The organism is Bacillus sp. FSL K6-1005 (genome assembly GCF_038000225.1).
GTDB classification, from domain to species: domain Bacteria; phylum Bacillota; class Bacilli; order Bacillales; family Bacillaceae; genus Bacillus; species Bacillus mojavensis.
This window is the reverse complement of record NZ_JBBOBP010000001.1, coordinates 1,758,259-1,773,965: the sequence shown is the minus strand read 5'-3', so window position 1 is coordinate 1,773,965 and position 15,707 is coordinate 1,758,259. Positions and strand designations below refer to the sequence as shown.

General features: G+C 40.6%; 21 protein-coding genes. All 21 read left to right on the top strand.

The features are described from left to right. Nucleotides 1-3: 3 nt before the first annotated feature. Nucleotides 4-783: a GTP-sensing pleiotropic transcriptional regulator CodY gene (gene codY / locus NST16_RS09270; protein ID WP_003220850.1), complete on the top strand. Its 780-nt coding sequence runs from the start codon at nt 4-6 to the stop codon at nt 781-783. A gap of 382 nt (nt 784-1,165) precedes the next feature. Further along, nucleotides 1,166-1,555 carry a flagellar basal body rod protein FlgB gene (flgB, locus tag NST16_RS09265; RefSeq protein ID WP_010334244.1) on the top strand — a complete coding sequence of 130 codons (390 nt, stop codon included), beginning with the start codon at nt 1,166-1,168 and terminating at the stop codon, nt 1,553-1,555. Beyond that, a complete protein-coding gene (flgC, locus tag NST16_RS09260) occupies nt 1,555-2,007 on the top strand; it encodes a flagellar basal body rod protein FlgC (protein ID WP_010334245.1) in 453 nt (150 codons plus the stop codon). The genes flgB and flgC overlap by 1 nt, the downstream gene beginning before the upstream one ends. Before the next feature lie 10 nt (nt 2,008-2,017). Beyond that, a complete protein-coding gene (fliE, locus tag NST16_RS09255) occupies nt 2,018-2,338 on the top strand; it encodes a flagellar hook-basal body complex protein FliE (RefSeq protein ID WP_029441259.1) in 321 nt (106 codons plus the stop codon). Nucleotides 2,339-2,383: 45 nt separating this feature from the next. Beyond that, nucleotides 2,384-3,994: a flagellar basal-body MS-ring/collar protein FliF gene (gene fliF, locus NST16_RS09250; protein WP_010334246.1), complete on the top strand. Its 1,611-nt coding sequence runs from the start codon at nt 2,384-2,386 to the stop codon at nt 3,992-3,994. Between the two features lie 12 nt (nt 3,995-4,006). After that, on the top strand, nt 4,007-5,023 hold the full coding sequence (gene fliG, locus NST16_RS09245) for a flagellar motor switch protein FliG (RefSeq protein ID WP_003231981.1): 1,017 nt from the start codon (nt 4,007-4,009) through the stop codon (nt 5,021-5,023). Continuing rightward, nucleotides 5,016-5,768: a flagellar assembly protein FliH gene (gene fliH, locus NST16_RS09240; protein ID WP_340885921.1), complete on the top strand. Its 753-nt coding sequence runs from the start codon at nt 5,016-5,018 to the stop codon at nt 5,766-5,768. The genes fliG and fliH overlap by 8 nt, the downstream gene beginning before the upstream one ends. After that, a complete protein-coding gene (gene fliI, locus NST16_RS09235) occupies nt 5,765-7,081 on the top strand; it encodes a flagellar protein export ATPase FliI (RefSeq protein ID WP_010334248.1) in 1,317 nt (438 codons plus the stop codon). The genes fliH and fliI overlap by 4 nt, the downstream gene beginning before the upstream one ends. 3 nt (nt 7,082-7,084) lie before the next feature. Next, nucleotides 7,085-7,528 (top strand): flagellar export protein FliJ, encoded by a 444-nt coding sequence (gene fliJ, locus NST16_RS09230; RefSeq protein WP_010334249.1) that lies wholly within the window; start codon nt 7,085-7,087, stop codon nt 7,526-7,528. 11 nt (nt 7,529-7,539) lie between these two features. After that, nucleotides 7,540-8,154, top strand: coding sequence for a MotE family protein (locus NST16_RS09225; protein ID WP_268505689.1), 615 nt, complete (start codon nt 7,540-7,542; stop codon nt 8,152-8,154). A gap of 11 nt (nt 8,155-8,165) precedes the next feature. After that, nucleotides 8,166-9,632 (top strand): flagellar hook-length control protein FliK, encoded by a 1,467-nt coding sequence (locus NST16_RS09220; protein WP_340885916.1) that lies wholly within the window; start codon nt 8,166-8,168, stop codon nt 9,630-9,632. Continuing rightward, a complete protein-coding gene (gene flgD, locus NST16_RS09215; RefSeq protein WP_010334252.1) occupies nt 9,629-10,054 on the top strand; it encodes a flagellar hook assembly protein FlgD in 426 nt (141 codons plus the stop codon). The genes NST16_RS09220 and flgD overlap by 4 nt, the downstream gene beginning before the upstream one ends. A gap of 21 nt (nt 10,055-10,075) precedes the next feature. Further along, on the top strand, nt 10,076-10,870 hold the full coding sequence (gene flgG, locus NST16_RS09210; protein ID WP_029441260.1) for a flagellar basal body rod protein FlgG: 795 nt from the start codon (nt 10,076-10,078) through the stop codon (nt 10,868-10,870). A gap of 39 nt (nt 10,871-10,909) precedes the next feature. After that, a complete protein-coding gene (locus NST16_RS09205; RefSeq protein WP_010334253.1) occupies nt 10,910-11,125 on the top strand; it encodes a flagellar FlbD family protein in 216 nt (71 codons plus the stop codon). Then, nucleotides 11,122-11,544: a flagellar basal body-associated protein FliL gene (gene fliL / locus NST16_RS09200; protein WP_024121403.1), complete on the top strand. Its 423-nt coding sequence runs from the start codon at nt 11,122-11,124 to the stop codon at nt 11,542-11,544. The genes NST16_RS09205 and fliL overlap by 4 nt, the downstream gene beginning before the upstream one ends. Before the next feature lie 33 nt (nt 11,545-11,577). Beyond that, nucleotides 11,578-12,576 carry a flagellar motor switch protein FliM gene (fliM, locus tag NST16_RS09195; protein WP_010334255.1) on the top strand — a complete coding sequence of 333 codons (999 nt, stop codon included), beginning with the start codon at nt 11,578-11,580 and terminating at the stop codon, nt 12,574-12,576. Beyond that, a complete protein-coding gene (gene fliY / locus NST16_RS09190) occupies nt 12,566-13,699 on the top strand; it encodes a flagellar motor switch phosphatase FliY (protein WP_268471253.1) in 1,134 nt (377 codons plus the stop codon). The genes fliM and fliY overlap by 11 nt, the downstream gene beginning before the upstream one ends. Before the next feature lie 26 nt (nt 13,700-13,725). Further along, complete coding sequence (gene cheY / locus NST16_RS09185; protein WP_010334256.1) at nt 13,726-14,088, top strand: chemotaxis protein CheY; 363 nt, start codon at nt 13,726-13,728, stop codon at nt 14,086-14,088. Between the two features lie 14 nt (nt 14,089-14,102). Continuing rightward, nucleotides 14,103-14,762 (top strand): flagella biosynthesis regulatory protein FliZ, encoded by a 660-nt coding sequence (gene fliZ / locus NST16_RS09180; RefSeq protein ID WP_268505694.1) that lies wholly within the window; start codon nt 14,103-14,105, stop codon nt 14,760-14,762. Next, nucleotides 14,755-15,420 carry a flagellar type III secretion system pore protein FliP gene (gene fliP, locus NST16_RS09175; protein WP_010334258.1) on the top strand — a complete coding sequence of 222 codons (666 nt, stop codon included), beginning with the start codon at nt 14,755-14,757 and terminating at the stop codon, nt 15,418-15,420. Before fliZ ends, fliP begins: the two co-directional genes overlap by 8 nt. Before the next feature lie 14 nt (nt 15,421-15,434). Further along, entirely contained in the window at nt 15,435-15,704 is a 270-nt protein-coding gene (gene fliQ / locus NST16_RS09170) for a flagellar biosynthesis protein FliQ (protein ID WP_010334259.1), read from the top strand. The last annotated feature ends 3 nt before the right edge of the window (nt 15,705-15,707 follow it).

The window sequence follows — 15,707 nt, the reverse complement described above, 5'->3', positions numbered from 1 at the left end:
ATCATGGCTTTATTACAAAAAACAAGAATTATTAACTCCATGCTGCAAGCTGCGGCAGGGAAACCGGTTAACTTTAAAGAAATGGCGGAAACGCTTCGGGATGTAATTGATTCCAATATTTTCGTTGTGAGCCGCAGAGGAAAACTTCTCGGGTACTCTATCAACCAGCAAATTGAAAATGACCGCATGAAAAAAATGCTTGAGGATCGCCAATTCCCAGAGGAATATACGAAGAATCTGTTCAACGTCCCTGAAACATCTTCTAACCTGGATATCAATAGTGAGTATACTGCTTTTCCTGTTGAAAACAGAGACTTGTTTCAAGCTGGTTTAACAACAATTGTGCCGATCATCGGAGGCGGAGAAAGATTAGGTACACTCATTCTTTCACGTTTACAGGATCAGTTTAATGATGATGATTTAATTCTTGCTGAATACGGCGCTACAGTTGTCGGAATGGAAATTCTGAGAGAAAAAGCAGAAGAAATTGAAGAAGAAGCAAGAAGCAAAGCAGTCGTACAAATGGCAATCAGCTCTCTTTCTTATAGTGAGCTTGAAGCAATTGAACACATCTTTGAAGAGCTTGACGGAAACGAAGGCCTTCTTGTTGCAAGTAAGATTGCAGACCGTGTCGGCATTACTCGCTCAGTTATTGTTAACGCACTCAGAAAGCTTGAAAGTGCTGGGGTAATTGAGTCAAGATCATTAGGCATGAAGGGTACTTATATCAAAGTGCTGAACAATAAATTCCTGATTGAATTAGAAAATCTGAAATCGCATTAATGAACAGAAGAACCCCTTAAAAGAGGGGTTCTTTTTTGCATTCAAATAAAGGAAATCAATAAGCTTTATTTCCTGGGCGAAAAGTCTTTCTCTGTAATATGTTAATAAAATTGATGATTTTCTTCATAAAAACAGAAAAAAGACGATAAATGAATGGGGAAATACAGAAATTAAGCTATTTTCAGCCTTATATTAATGTAAAAAACGTAGTTCAAATAATCTAGGACTATGTACCTATTTGTAAAATAGATATATATGAGGACATTTTTTTACACGAACTTCATAGACTTTATGCCTGTTATTTCTTACAATAAGCATATGGTTTTACAAATCTCGACAAGGATATTGAGGGTGAAAAAAACTGAAATGGAGGTAAGTGGATTTGAGCCTATTTTCTGGAACGATACAAAATCTTGAAAATGCCTTGGGCAGAGCGAATATTAAGCAAAAAGTCATAACCAATAATATTGCTAATATAGATACACCGAACTATAAGGCGAAAAAAGTCTCTTTCCAAAATTTATTAGATCAAGAATCCTCTCGTCTCGAATCTATAAAAACAGACTATCGGCATGTTGATTTTTCTGATGCTGATTCAAATTATTCAATTGTAACGAGCGGAGATACATCTTATCAGCAAAACGGAAATAACGTTGACGTTGACAAAGAGATGACAGAACTAGCAGAAAATCAGATTAACTATCAAGCTTTAGTTGAAAGAATGAACGGAAAATTCAATTCTCTGAAGACCGTACTAACAGGAGGAAAGTAATGACAGCTTTTCAAAGCTTAAATGTTTCAGCATCAGCTTTAACAGCTCAGCGCCTCAGAATGGATGTTGTATCGTCTAACTTGGCGAATATGGATACGACAAGAGCCAAGCAGGTAAACGGTGAGTGGTTGCCTTACAGAAGGAAAATGGTTTCGCTTCAGTCAAAAGGTGAATCGTTCTCATCAATTTTGAATTCTAAAATGAGCGGCAGCGGCAATGTCGGAAATGGGGTAAAGGTTACAAAAATCACTGAGGATAACTCTGATTTTAATCTGGTCTATGATCCGACCAATCCTGATGCAAACGCTGAAGGATATGTGCAAAAGCCAAATGTTGATCCATTAAAAGAAATGGTTGACCTTGTCAGCAGTACGAGATCATACGAGGCCAATGTCACAGCGATGAATGCCTCAAAGGGAATGCTGATGAAGGCTCTAGAAATCGGAAAGTAAGGTGATGAATGTGATCAATAAAATTTCTCCTTTTCAGGTTCAAAATACTCAAAACACTCAAAATGCAACAAATCAAGTAAACAATAGCCAAAAAACAGATTCTTCAAATCAAACAAGCTTTTCGGAGCTTTTAAAAAACTCTATAAGTTCGTTAAATGAGTCCCAAGTAGCTTCTGACAATATGACTAATGCCTTGGCTGCAGGGAAAGATGTGAATCTTGATGAGGTCATGATCGCCGCTCAAAAAGCAAGCATCTCTCTGACTGCTGCAACTGAGTTCCGCAACAAAGCTGTGGAAGCATACCAGGAGATTATGAGAATGCAAATGTAGGGGGTCTGACGAGAAAGAGAAAGAGTGGAATGACCGGGGGTTAACATGAATCGTACTCTAATGCAAATGAAAAACAAAACGAGTGAGTTTTGGAAAAATAGATCTAAATTACAAAAGATTTTAATGATTGGTGCTTTAGCGGCAATTATCATTCTTGCCATTATTATCAGTATTTTTTCTTCTAATCAGAAAATGGCGCCGCTGTACAAAGATTTGTCAGCTGAAGAAGCCGGACAGATCAAAGAAGAACTGGATGCGAAAAAGGTGCCTAGCGAACTTTCAAATGGCGGTACGGTTATTAAGGTTCCGGAAGATCAGGTTGATTCACTGAAAGTTCAGCTGGCTGCAGAAGGGCTTCCTAAAACCGGATCAATTGATTACTCATTTTTTGGACAGAACGCCGGCTTTGGTTTAACAGATAATGAATTTGATATGGTGAAAGTCAAAGCCACACAAACGGAACTGTCCAATCTGATTAATGAAATGGACGGTATCAAAAATTCAAAAGTAATGATTAACCTTCCGAAAGACGCTGTCTTTGTCGGTGAAGAGCAATCAGCAGCATCTGCTTCAATCGTTCTGCAAATTCAGCCTGGATACACACTAGATCAAAGCCAGATCAACGGATTGTATCATCTGGTATCAAAAAGTGTGCCGAACTTAAAAGAAGATAATATCGTCATCATGGACCAGAACTCTACATACTACGACAAAACAGACAGCGGTGCAGGGTCCTACGCTGATAGTTATTCTTCACAGCAGGGAATTAAATCCCAAGTTGAAAAAGACATTCAAAAACATGTTCAGTCATTGCTTGGAACGATGATGGGGCAGGACAAAGTTGTAGTTTCTGTCACGGCCGATATTGACTTTACAAAAGAAAAACGGACAGAAGACATCGTCGAGCCTGTTGACAAAGAAAACATGGAAGGCATTGCGGTTAGTGCTGAAAAAGTATCGGAAACATATCAGGGAGACGGCGCAGCTAATGGCGGAACTGCCGGAACCGGGGATGAAGATGTAACAAACTATCAAGCTGACGGCGAAAATACCGAAAGTGGGAACTACGAAAAAAGCAGTAATAAAATCAATTATGAGGTTAACCGAATCCATAAAGAAATAGCTGAAAGCCCTTATAAGGTAAGGGATTTAGGGATTCAAGTAATGGTAGAGCCGCCTGATGCCAAAAACACGGCGTCGCTATCAACCGAAAGACAGGATGATATACAAAAAATTCTTTCAACTGTTGTCAGAACATCATTGAATAAGGATGAAACACAGAACCAGAACCTTTCTGATGAAGATATCAGTAATAAAATTGTTGTCTCCGTTCAGCCTTTTGATGGAAAAGTAAGTCTTGATACTGATACGGAAAAATCCTCCGGTATCCCAATGTGGGTATATATCGTTGGGGGCGTTTTGATCGCAGTCATCATCATTCTGATCATTATGTTTATCAGAAAGAAACGCGCTCAAGAGGATGAATTTGAGGAATACACGTACGAAGTGCCTCAGGAGCCTATCAATTTGCCTGATATAAATGAAGAGGAAAATGAAACAGAGGAAACAGTCAGACGAAAACAGCTTGAAAAGATGGCGAAAGATAAGCCTGAAGACTTTGCAAAACTGCTGAGAAGCTGGCTGGCCGAGGATTAGGAGGGATTAGAAATGGCGAGACGTGATCAAGATAAGCTTACAGGAAAACAAAAAGCAGCCATTCTCATGATTTCCTTAGGTTTAGATGTGTCAGCTTCTGTATATAAGCATTTAACCGATGAAGAAATTGAAAGGCTTACTCTTGAAATATCAGGAGTTAGAAGTGTCGATCATCAAAAAAAGGATGAAATTATAGAGGAATTTCATAATATAGCGATTGCCCAAGATTATATTTCTCAGGGCGGTTTAAGCTATGCCCGACAAGTTCTTGAGAAGGCGCTGGGAGAAGATAAGGCTGAAAACATACTAAACAGGCTGACTTCTTCTCTGCAAGTTAAACCATTTGACTTTGCCAGAAAAGCAGAGCCTGAACAAATTTTAAATTTCATTCAACAAGAGCATCCGCAAACGATGGCTTTAATCTTATCTTACCTTGACCCTGTGCAGGCCGGACAAATTTTATCCGAGCTGAATCCTGAGGTTCAGGCAGAAGTCGCAAGAAGGATTGCGGTAATGGACAGAACGTCACCTGAAATTATTAATGAGGTAGAACGGATTCTGGAACAGAAATTATCCTCCGCATTCACTCAGGACTATACACAAACCGGCGGAATCGAAGCTGTTGTTGAAGTCTTAAACGGTGTAGACAGAGGAACAGAAAAGACGATATTGGATTCCTTGGAAATTCAGGATCCTGATCTTGCTGAAGAGATCAAGAAGCGGATGTTTGTCTTTGAGGACATTGTTACACTTGATAACCGCGCAATTCAGAGGGTTATTCGCGATGTTGAAAACGACGATCTGCTCCTTTCATTAAAGGTGGCAAGCGAGGAAGTCAAAGAAATTGTATTCAACAATATGTCACAGCGTATGGTTGAAACATTCAAAGAAGAAATGGAATTTATGGGCCCTGTACGTTTGAAGGATGTAGAAGAGGCTCAATCAAGAATTGTAAGCATCGTCAGAAAGCTTGAAGAAGCCGGTGAAATTGTGATAGCAAGAGGCGGAGGAGACGATATTATTGTCTAATATCATTAAACAAGAATCATCTTTTTCCCCACAGCAGGAAAGAAGGAAGCTTTCTTTACAAGAGGTTCGGATCGATCATTCACATCTTTTACAGACTGAAGAAAATCCGGAAGCTTTAATGGCCCGGGTCAAAGAAGAAGCTAATCGGATTTCCGATCAAGCGAACAGCCAGATGGAAGATATCCGCCGTCAAATTGAGCAGGAAAAAAATGATTGGGCGGCTGAAAAACAGCGTCTTATAGAAGAAGCGAAAGCAGAAGGATTCGAACAAGGTGTGGCATTAGGGAAAACTGAAGCCTTACAACAGTATGCTGAGCTGATCAGTCAAGCAACCAGCATAATGGAAATGTCCAGAAAAGCTGTAGAGGATAAACTTGAAGATGCCTCCGGAGAAATCGTTGAGCTTGCCGTTGCGTTAGCTAAAAAAGTATGGCAGCAAAAATCTGATGATAAAGAGGCCTTTATCCTGCTTGTGAAACAGGTGGTAAACGAAGTAAAGGAATATGACGATATATCAATATATGTAGATCCTTATTACTATGAAACAGTTTTTCAGCATAAAGACGAAATTCAGCAGCTTCTATACAAAGAATGCCGGCTTGGTTTATACGCCGATGAAAAAGCTGAAAAAGGATCATGTTATATAGAAACTCCCTTTGGCAGAGTAGATGCAAGCATTGATACCCAGCTGGTGCAACTGAAGCATAAGCTCCTTACAGCACTGGAAGCAGGTGCGGATCTATGAAGACACAGAGTCTGATAGATTGCATAGAAATGACAGACTCGTATAAGCGTTATGGAAAAGTGAAACGGGTAATCGGCCTGATGATTGAATCAAAGGGGCCGGCAAGCTCAATTGGTGATCTATGCCTGATTTACGCAAAGGGTCAATCAGGTAAAGTCATCAAAGCTGAAGTTGTTGGCTTTCAGGAAGAAAATATTCTGTTAATGCCCTATTTAGAGGCCGCAAGCATTGCGCCCGGGAGCATTGTTGAAGCCACCGGTGAATCTCTTCGTATAAAGGTAGGAGCCGGTCTGATCGGACAAGTCATTGATGCGTTTGGCGAACCGCTCGACGGAAAAATTTTGCCAAAAGGACTTTCGCCTGTATCAACGGAGCAATCACCGCCTAACCCGATGAAACGTCCGCCTATCCGTGAAAAGATGGGTGTTGGAGTCAGGTCTATTGACAGTCTGCTGACTGTCGGAAAAGGCCAGCGGATTGGTATTTTTGCAGGAAGCGGCGTCGGAAAAAGCACATTAATGGGAATGATCGCTAAACAGACCGAAGCTGACTTGAACGTAATTGCACTCGTCGGAGAACGCGGTCGAGAGGTTCGGGAGTTTATTGAAAAAGATCTGGGAGCAGAGGGACTGAAGCGGTCAATTGTAGTCGTTGCTACCTCAGATCAGCCTGCATTAATGAGGTTGAAAGCCGCATATACGGCGACAGCCATTGCTGAGTACTTTCGTGATAAAGGCCAAAATGTCATGTTTATGATGGATTCTGTCACAAGGGTGGCGATGGCTCAGAGGGAGATCGGACTTGCCGCTGGAGAGCCCCCGACGACAAAAGGATATACACCCTCTGTGTTCGCTATTTTACCTCGGTTGTTAGAGAGAACAGGTGCAAATGAACACGGAACAATCACAGCGTTTTATACAGTGTTAGTAGACGGAGATGACATGAATGAACCTATTGCTGATACGGTACGCGGAATTTTAGACGGACACATTGTGTTAGACAGGGCTCTTGCTAATAAAGGCCAGTTTCCTGCCGTCAATGTGCTAAAAAGCATCAGCAGGGTGATGTCAAACATCTCGACAAAACAGCACTTAGACGCAGCGAATAAATTCCGTGAACTTTTATCAACGTATCAAAATTCTGAAGACCTGATTAATATTGGAGCTTACAAAAGAGGGTCCTCAAGAGAAATTGATGAGGCGATACAATTTTATCCGCAGCTTATTCAATTTCTGAAGCAGGGAACAGAAGAATCAGCATCATTGGAAGAAAGCATTGCAGCATTAACTAGTTTGACAGGAAATGAGGAATAGAACGTGGCCTATCAATTTAGATTCCAAAAGCTGCTGGAACTAAAAGAGAACGAGAAAGACCAGTCTTTATCTGAGTATCAGCAATCAGTTTCTGAATTCGAAACTGTAGCGGAGAAACTATATGAGAACATGAGCAAAAAGGAATTGCTTGAACAGAATAAAGAAAACAAACTGAAAAGCGGGATGAGCGTTCAAGAGATGAGGCATTATCAGCAATTTGTCTCAAATCTTGAAAACACAATTTATCACTACCAAAAGCTTGTCATTATGAAAAGGAATCAAATGAACCAAAAGCAAGAAGTATTAACAGAAAAAAATATTGAAGTGAAGAAGTTTGAAAAGATGCGTGAAAAACAGTTTAAAATGTTTGCTCTTGAAGACAAAGCTGCAGAGATGAAAGAAATGGACGATATCTCGATCAAGCAGTTTATGATTCAAGGCCATTAGGAGCGAATGTAATGTCCGGCAAAAAGAAAGAATCAGGTAAATTCCGATCGGTGTTGCTGATCATTATCCTTCCGCTGATTTTTCTGCTTATAGCAGGGGGGATTGTTCTTTGGGCGGCTGGTGTCAATGTCTTAAAGCCGATACAGGAAGCTGCAGCCAAAACGCCAGTGCTTAAAGAATTGGTTCCTGAGACCGAAGATAAAAAAGATACATCATCAACAGCTAAGACTAACAGTAATACGGCGGCTCTGGAAAAAACCATTAAGGATCAAAAAAGTGAGATCAGTATTTTGAATAAAGATTTAGAAACAAGCAAATCTGAAATTGACAGGCTGAATCAAAAGATCCGTTCTCTTGAAAAAACAACGGAAGACCAAAAAAAGACATCAAAGGATAACTCAGAAGAATCATCAAGTTCTGATACAGCTTCTAATGATAAAGTCATCAGTGTTTATAAAAGCATGGACAGCGGAAAGGCTGCGAAAATCATTGCCCAATTAAAGGAGAAAGAAGCGCTGAAAATATTGAATGGACTGAGCAAAAAGCAGCTTGCTGAAATTTTGGCAAAAATGACTCCTGAGCAAGCGGCAACATATACAGAAAAAATTGCTGCCAGCCAAGAATAGGGGGAATAAAGGTGAAGCTGCTTGAATTAGCCGGACCTCGGCTGCAAACTACAGCAGGGACAGCTGCTAAAACAATCAAAAATAGCCAGGGAGTTTTTCAAAATTGGCTTATGTCTGAAGCCGGCTCGAAAGAACCTTCATCACAAGGAAAAGGGACTCTGACTGACGATCAGCTTTTGAAAGATGCATGTGAAAAGATCAGTGGGTGGCTAAAAGCAACTCCTGCAAATCAAGACAAGCAAAAAGCCGATCTTCTGCAAACGTTAAGTAAACTAACAGGAAAGCAACTGGATGAATCCGCTCAGCAAATATTACAGAGCCTACTGCAAGCAGTTGAATTAAAATTGGCTGACGAAACTGATCAACTGCATATGGGACAAATACTTGCTGGAAAAATCATTTCTGAAGATAAAACGGCTCTGACTGCAAAGAATTCAGCTGGTGATGCCGCTACTGATGAACTCAAGTCTGATAGAGAGCAAGGAGTTCAGGAACATGAGGCATCAGCAGAAGTTGATAAAGCGCTTATCTATATCCAAATGCTTATCAGTCAGCTTTTAGAAGGAAATAAAATGACTGACCGTGATAATCAAGCTCATACTGTCTACAAAAATGGAGATGAATTTCTTTCTGCATTAGAAAAAAAGGGCATATCTGAACAGCTTATTCAGGATCTTAAACAGCAGATATTTACAAAAGATGAGTCAAGTTCAAAGCTTTATACGATGTCAAAGTCAGAGCTGAAAAGTTTTCAAAGCTTAATGGAACAGATGTCATTGCTTCCTCAAAAAGGGACGAAGGAATGGAATATGACTGAAAGTCAGCTGAAAGCTTTCTTGTTATCGAAATCATCCGAATCATCACAAGATGTCGCAAAACGTGCCCTTACACCGGACGCTCCAACGCCAGGTAATAAAAGTACGACAGACTCCTCTGTGAGTATTCAGCCAATAGATAGTAAGTCAGGAATTCAAATGATGTTTTCAGGCTACCGGAGCACCGGAGGAGTTCAGACACTCGATTTGCAGCTCTCATCTGATTTACATACAGCAGAAACAAAAACGGTTGCTGATCAAGTGATCAGTGCATGGAAGCAGATGAAATATACACCCTTTGGGAGATCAACCGGCAGCTTTACAATTCGGCTGAACCCTGAACATTTAGGATTTGTCACAATTAAGCTGACAAATGAAAATGGAATGTTCCAGAGTAAAATCATTACATCCAGCCAATCTGCAAAAGAGCTGCTCGAACAACATCTGCCTCAGCTGAAGCAATCACTGCCCAATATGGCTGTCCAAGTTGACCGTTTTACTTTGCCGATTCAAAGCGGTGACCAGCCGATATATGGCCAGCTTGCTGATGAACAGAAACAGCAGCAAGAGGGTCAGAAGCAGCAAAGACAGAAAAAGCAATCAAACGAGTTTGGAGACTTGCTTGATGAAGTGTCAATGGTTGAATTGGAGGAAGAAGAATGACATCAATAAGCTCAGAATATAAATTGCCTGAAAAAAAAAGCAGCACTGCGCCTGGAAGCAACAGCAGCTTGGGAAAAGACGAGTTCTTAAAAATATTAATGACTCAAGTCCAAAACCAAGATCCGCTTAATCCGGTTGATGACAAAGAATTTATCAGCCAGATGGCAACTTTTTCAAGTCTGGAACAGATGATGAATCTGAATACGACGATGACGAAATTCGTTGAAAACCAAGATCCGTTTACAACGTATGTTGATTGGATGGGAAAAGAAGTATCTTGGACTGATGGTAAAAGTGCAACAGATAAAACAGGCACAGTAAGCTCTGTTAAACATTCTCAAGGAAAATATTATCTCGTTCTTGATGATGGGACCGAGATCAGTCCGGCGAATGTCATGTCTGTGGGACAGTCTTCTAAATAAAAACATCTGGGGGAATATATTATGTTACGTTCACTTTATTCTGGAATCAGCGGTATGAAAAACTTTCAAACTAAACTTGATGTTATCGGCAACAATATTGCCAACGTAAATACAGTGGGATTCAAAAAGAGTCGGGTTACCTTTAAAGATATGGTGAGTCAAACGATTGCCGGCGGTTCTGCTGCTGGTGCAACAATCGGCGGAACTAACTCTAAGCAGATCGGTTTAGGTTCATCATCTGGCACAATTGATACCATTCATTCAACAAGCGCAACACAAAGCACAGGAAGAACGCTTGATTTAGCGATTGACGGCGACGGTTATTTTCAAATTGATACAGGTGATGGAACGGCTTACACAAGAGCCGGAAACTTCTATTTAGATAATACCGGAACATTGGTGACTGGTGACGGCTACCATGTATTAAATATGACCGGAGGAACAATAAAAATTCCTCTTGATGCTCAAAGCTTTAGCATCGGATCTGATGGAAAAGTATCAATTGTTGATGCTGGCGGTAAACCGCAAGATGGCGGCCAGATTGGAGTTGTTACTTTTGCAAACAGTGACGGTTTAGATAAAATCGGAAGCAACTTATATCGTGAATCTTTGAACTCTGGAACTGCTAGTGCAGCTAATCAGCCTGGTGATGGCGGTACAGGTGCCTTGAAGTCAGGATTTATAGAAATGTCTAACGTTGATTTAACTGACGAGTTTACTGAAATGATTGTTGCTCAGCGTGGGTTCCAATCAAACTCCAAGATTATTACAACATCGGATGAAATCCTTCAAGAGCTGGTTAACCTTAAACGTTAAGGAGGGAGGGGAGGCGAGTAATCGCTTCTCCGCTGTTTTATGATTAAAGTAACCCGTTTAAATGGGCAGCCCTTTACGCTGAATGCGTTATTTATTGAACAGATTGAATGCTTTCCGGATACTACAATCACACTGTCGAACGGTAAGAAGTTTGTAGTAAAAGAAGATGAAGAAGCTGTTCTGGAGAAGATTGTGTCTTTCTATCAAAAAATACAAATATTTTCAATGGACCATGGAATAGAGGAACCGGAATGAAGAAAAAATTATTGATCATTTTACTCATTATTCTTATCGTAATTGGTGCTCTCGGGGCGGCGGCTTATTTTGTTTTAGGCGGAAAGTCCGAAAAAAGTGAGGCAAAACGAAGTATTGATGAAATCGTTGCATCTTCTGTTGATGTAGCAGAAATCACAACGAATTTAAAGTCCGATAACATTATTCGCTTAGCGATTAAACTTGAAACTGACTCTGATAAATCAAAAGAAGAGCTTGAAAAACGTGATTTTCAAGTGAAAGATGCTGTTATATCACTGCTGGCTGATACGAATGCTGATGAGATTGAGGGAGACAAGGGAAAAGAAACCTTTAAGAAGGAACTAAAAGATAAAGTAAATAGCTACCTCCAAGAAGGAAAAGTAGAAAAAGTGTATATTACCTCTTTTAATCTGCAATAAAGCATAATTTGACAGAATACGGAGGTGAGGAAAATGTCAGGAGAAGTTCTCTCCCAAAATGAAATAGATGCACTGCTTTCTGCAATATCAACGGGTGAAATGGATGCTGAAGAGCTGAAAAAAGAAGAAAAAGAGAAAAAAGTAAAGGTTTATGATTTCAAACGCGCGCTGCGGTTTTCTAAAGACCAAATCCGCAGTTTAACAAGAATTCATGACAATTTTGCAAGACTTCTTACAACTCACTTTTCTGCTCAGCTCAGAACGTATATCCATATATCGGTCAGCTCTGTTGATCAGGTTCCATACGAGGAATTTATCCGTTCCATACCGAATATGACGATTCTGAATTTATTCGATGTCCATCCGATGGAAGGCAGAATTATGATGGAGGTCAACCCGACGATTGCCTATACGATGATGGATCGTGTGATGGGCGGCATCGGGATCAGTCATAATAAGGTTGATAGTTTAACAGAAATTGAAACGAAAATTATTTCTAATTTATTTGAAAATGCACTGGGAAATTATAAAGAAGCTTGGCAGTCCATAGCTGATATTGAACCCGAAATGACTGAGTTTGAAGTGAATCCGCAATTTGTTCAGATGGTATCTCCTAATGAAACGGTTGTTGTTATTTCACTCAATACCCAAATCGGGGAAATCAGCGGTGTCATTAATCTTTGTATCCCGCATATCGTCCTCGAGCCGCTCATACCAAAGCTTTCGGTCCATTATTGGATGCAATCAGAAAGAAATGAACCGAAACCTGAGGAAACAAAGTCACTTGAAAAACGTATCATGACAGCACAAATACCTGTCGTGGCCGAACTCGGCACATCTGAACTGACAATAGAAGAGTTTTTAAGTTTAGAAGTCGGAGACTGCATAACTTTGGACAAATCAGTAACAGATCCTCTTACTGTATTGGTCGGAGATAAGCCGAAATTTTTAGGACAAGCCGGCCGGGTGAATCGAAAACAGGCAGTGCAAATTTTAGACCACGACATAAGAGGTGAACAAGATGGAGAATAACAGATTATCTCAAGATGAGATTGACGCGCTTCTTAATGGCACGAGCAGCACACCGGACGAGCCTGAGGCTCCGGAAGTGCATGACTTATCGGACATGGAGCGTGATGCGATCGGTGAAATCGGAAATATTTCATTCGGCAGTTCAGCGACAGCTTTATCCACGCTTTTGAATCAAAAAGTTGATATTACGACTCCAAACGTAACTGTCATCCCAAGAAGTAAAATCAGTGATGCGTTTCCTGAACCGTATGTAGCAATTGAAGTGAATTATACGGAAGGTTTCAGCGGCAGCAACCTGCTAGTCGTCGAACAAAGTGACGCGGCTATTATTGCGGACCTAATGATCGGGGGAGACGGGAAAGGGGCAGATCCTTCACTTGGAGAGATTCATTTGAGCGCGGTTCAAGAAGCGATGAACCAAATGATGGGGTCGGCAGCAACGTCAATGTCTACTGTATTCAGTAAAAAAATTGATATTTCACCCCCGCGTGTAGAACTGCTTGATGTAAATGAAGAAAAAGGAACAGACCGTATTCCTGCTGATGAAATGCTGGTTAAAGTTTCTTTCCGCTTGAAGGTGGGCGAGTTAATAGACTCTAACATCATGCAGCTTTACCCGCTGACATTTGCTAAAGATTTGATTTCGAGTCTTATGACGACCACGGAAAGTCCAGCTGAAGAAACAACGCAGGATTCTGACGTTACATATGAACAGCCGCAAGAGCCTGTAACGCCTGAGCCGCACATAGAACAGCAGCATGCGCCGGCTAAAAGACAGGGGAAACCGAAAAAAGCAGCGCCTGTTCAAGTTTCACCAGTGGAATTTTCATCATTTGATCCGAGTGAGAGCACACAAGCTCCTATCAACAATCTGGATATGCTTTTGGATATCCCGCTTTCGATCACTGTTGAACTCGGCAGAACGAAAAGAAGCGTAAAGGAAATTTTAGAGCTTTCAGCCGGAAGTATTATTGAGCTTGATAAATTAGCCGGTGAGCCGGTAGATATTTTAGTGAATCAGCGTATCGTTGCCAAAGGCGAAGTCGTGGTCATTGAGGAAAACTTCGGAGTAAGGGTCACTGACATTTTAAGCCAGGCAGAACGCATTAATAATTTAAAATAAAGAAACACGAGGAGAGAGAAAAAATTATGGCACATAGAATTTTAATTGTAGATGACGCAGCATTTATGAGAATGATGATCAAAGATATTTTGGTGAAAAACGGTTTTGACGTAGTTGCAGAAGCCGAAAATGGCGCTCAGGCTGTAGAAAAATTTAAAGAGCATTCTCCTGACTTAGTTACAATGGATATCACAATGCCAGAAATGGACGGTATCACTGCATTAAAAGAAATTAAACAAATTGATGCACAAGCTAAAATCATTATGTGCTCTGCCATGGGACAGCAATCAATGGTTATCGATGCTATTCAAGCAGGCGCTAAGGATTTTATCGTAAAACCTTTCCAGGCAGACCGTGTGCTTGAAGCAATCAACAAAACATTAAGCTAAAGGGTGTACGACTGTTGAAAAAGAGTCAATATTTCATTGCTTTTATATGTTTTTTCATTTTATTCAGTGTACATCCGCTTGCTGCTGATGCCGCGGCATCTGAAGATTCAACTGTAAACGAATGGTTTCAAAAGAAAGATGAAAAGACCGCAGATAAGTCAGAGCAAAAGAAAGAAAAAACGACACAAACTGCTGATGAGACGGAGGGAGCTGCTGCTCCTTCTGTTTCAGCCTTTGATTTTGTGAAGATGATTTTCGCTTTATTGTTTGTCATCGCGCTGATTTACGGGCTTGTTAAGCTTATGAACAAAAGAAACCGGCTGCTAAAGCCTTTTCAATATGTCGAAAATATCGGCGGAACATCGGTTGGCCAAAACCGATCTATCCAATTGATTAAAGTCGGCAACAGTGTTCTCGTCGTTGGGGTAGGAGAGACGATCCAACTTCTTAAAGAAATTGAGGATGAAAAGGAAATCGAAGACATTCTCAGTCAGCATGAAGAGGCGATGTCAAGCAAAATAGAATGGCAAAAGCTTGCGAAACCCCTAAAGGGTTCTGGGAATCAGCCGCAGCAAAAGCTGACTTCATTTTCAAAAGCATTAAAAGAGCAGCTTGAAGAGCTAAAACAAAACCGTTCAGAAGGAAAAAAGAAAGGCCCACGTCATCATGAATGAGTTTATAAATATTTTCAGTTCAAGCGATCCGGATAACGTCAGTTCAACGGTTAAACTACTATTATTGTTAACTGTATTTTCAGTGGCGCCTGGAATATTGATTCTTATGACCTGTTTTACCCGCATCGTCATCGTTCTGTCTTTTGTCAGAACTTCACTGGCGACGCAATCAATGCCGCCAAATCAGGTCCTTATCGGCCTTGCGCTATTTTTAACGTTTTTTATTATGGCTCCCACTTTTTCAGAGATTAATAAAGAAGCGCTGACACCATTGATGGACAATAAAATCAGTTTGGAAGAAGCGTATACAAAAGCTGAGGAACCGATTAAAGAATTTATGAGTAAGCATACAAGGCAGAAGGATTTGGCACTGTTTATGAATTACGCGAAAATGGATAAACCCGAATCGTTAAAAGATATTCCTCTTACAACGATGGTTCCCGCTTTTGCCATTTCGGAGCTCAAAACAGCGTTTCAAATTGGCTTTATGATTTTTATCCCCTTTTTAATTATTGATATGGTAGTGGCGAGCGTTCTGATGTCAATGGGGATGATGATGCTCCCTCCAGTTATGATTTCTCTGCCCTTTAAAATTTTACTTTTTGTTTTAGTAGACGGCTGGTATTTAATTGTGAAATCTTTGCTTCAGAGCTTTTAGGGTAGGTGCTAAACGTGAATTCAGAATTTGTAATTTCTATGGCGGAAAAAGCTGTATATGTAACGCTGATGATCAGCGCGCCTCTGCTTGCGATTGCTTTATTGGTCGGATTAATCGTCAGTATCTTTCAGGCCACAACTCAAATCCAGGAACAGACTTTGGCGTTTATTCCCAAAATCGTGGCAGTCCTGTTGGCACTGATTTTTTTCGGGCCATGGATGCTGTCGACGATCCTTTCGTTCACAACAGAGCTGTTTTCTAATTTAAATCGATTTGCAGGGTAATAC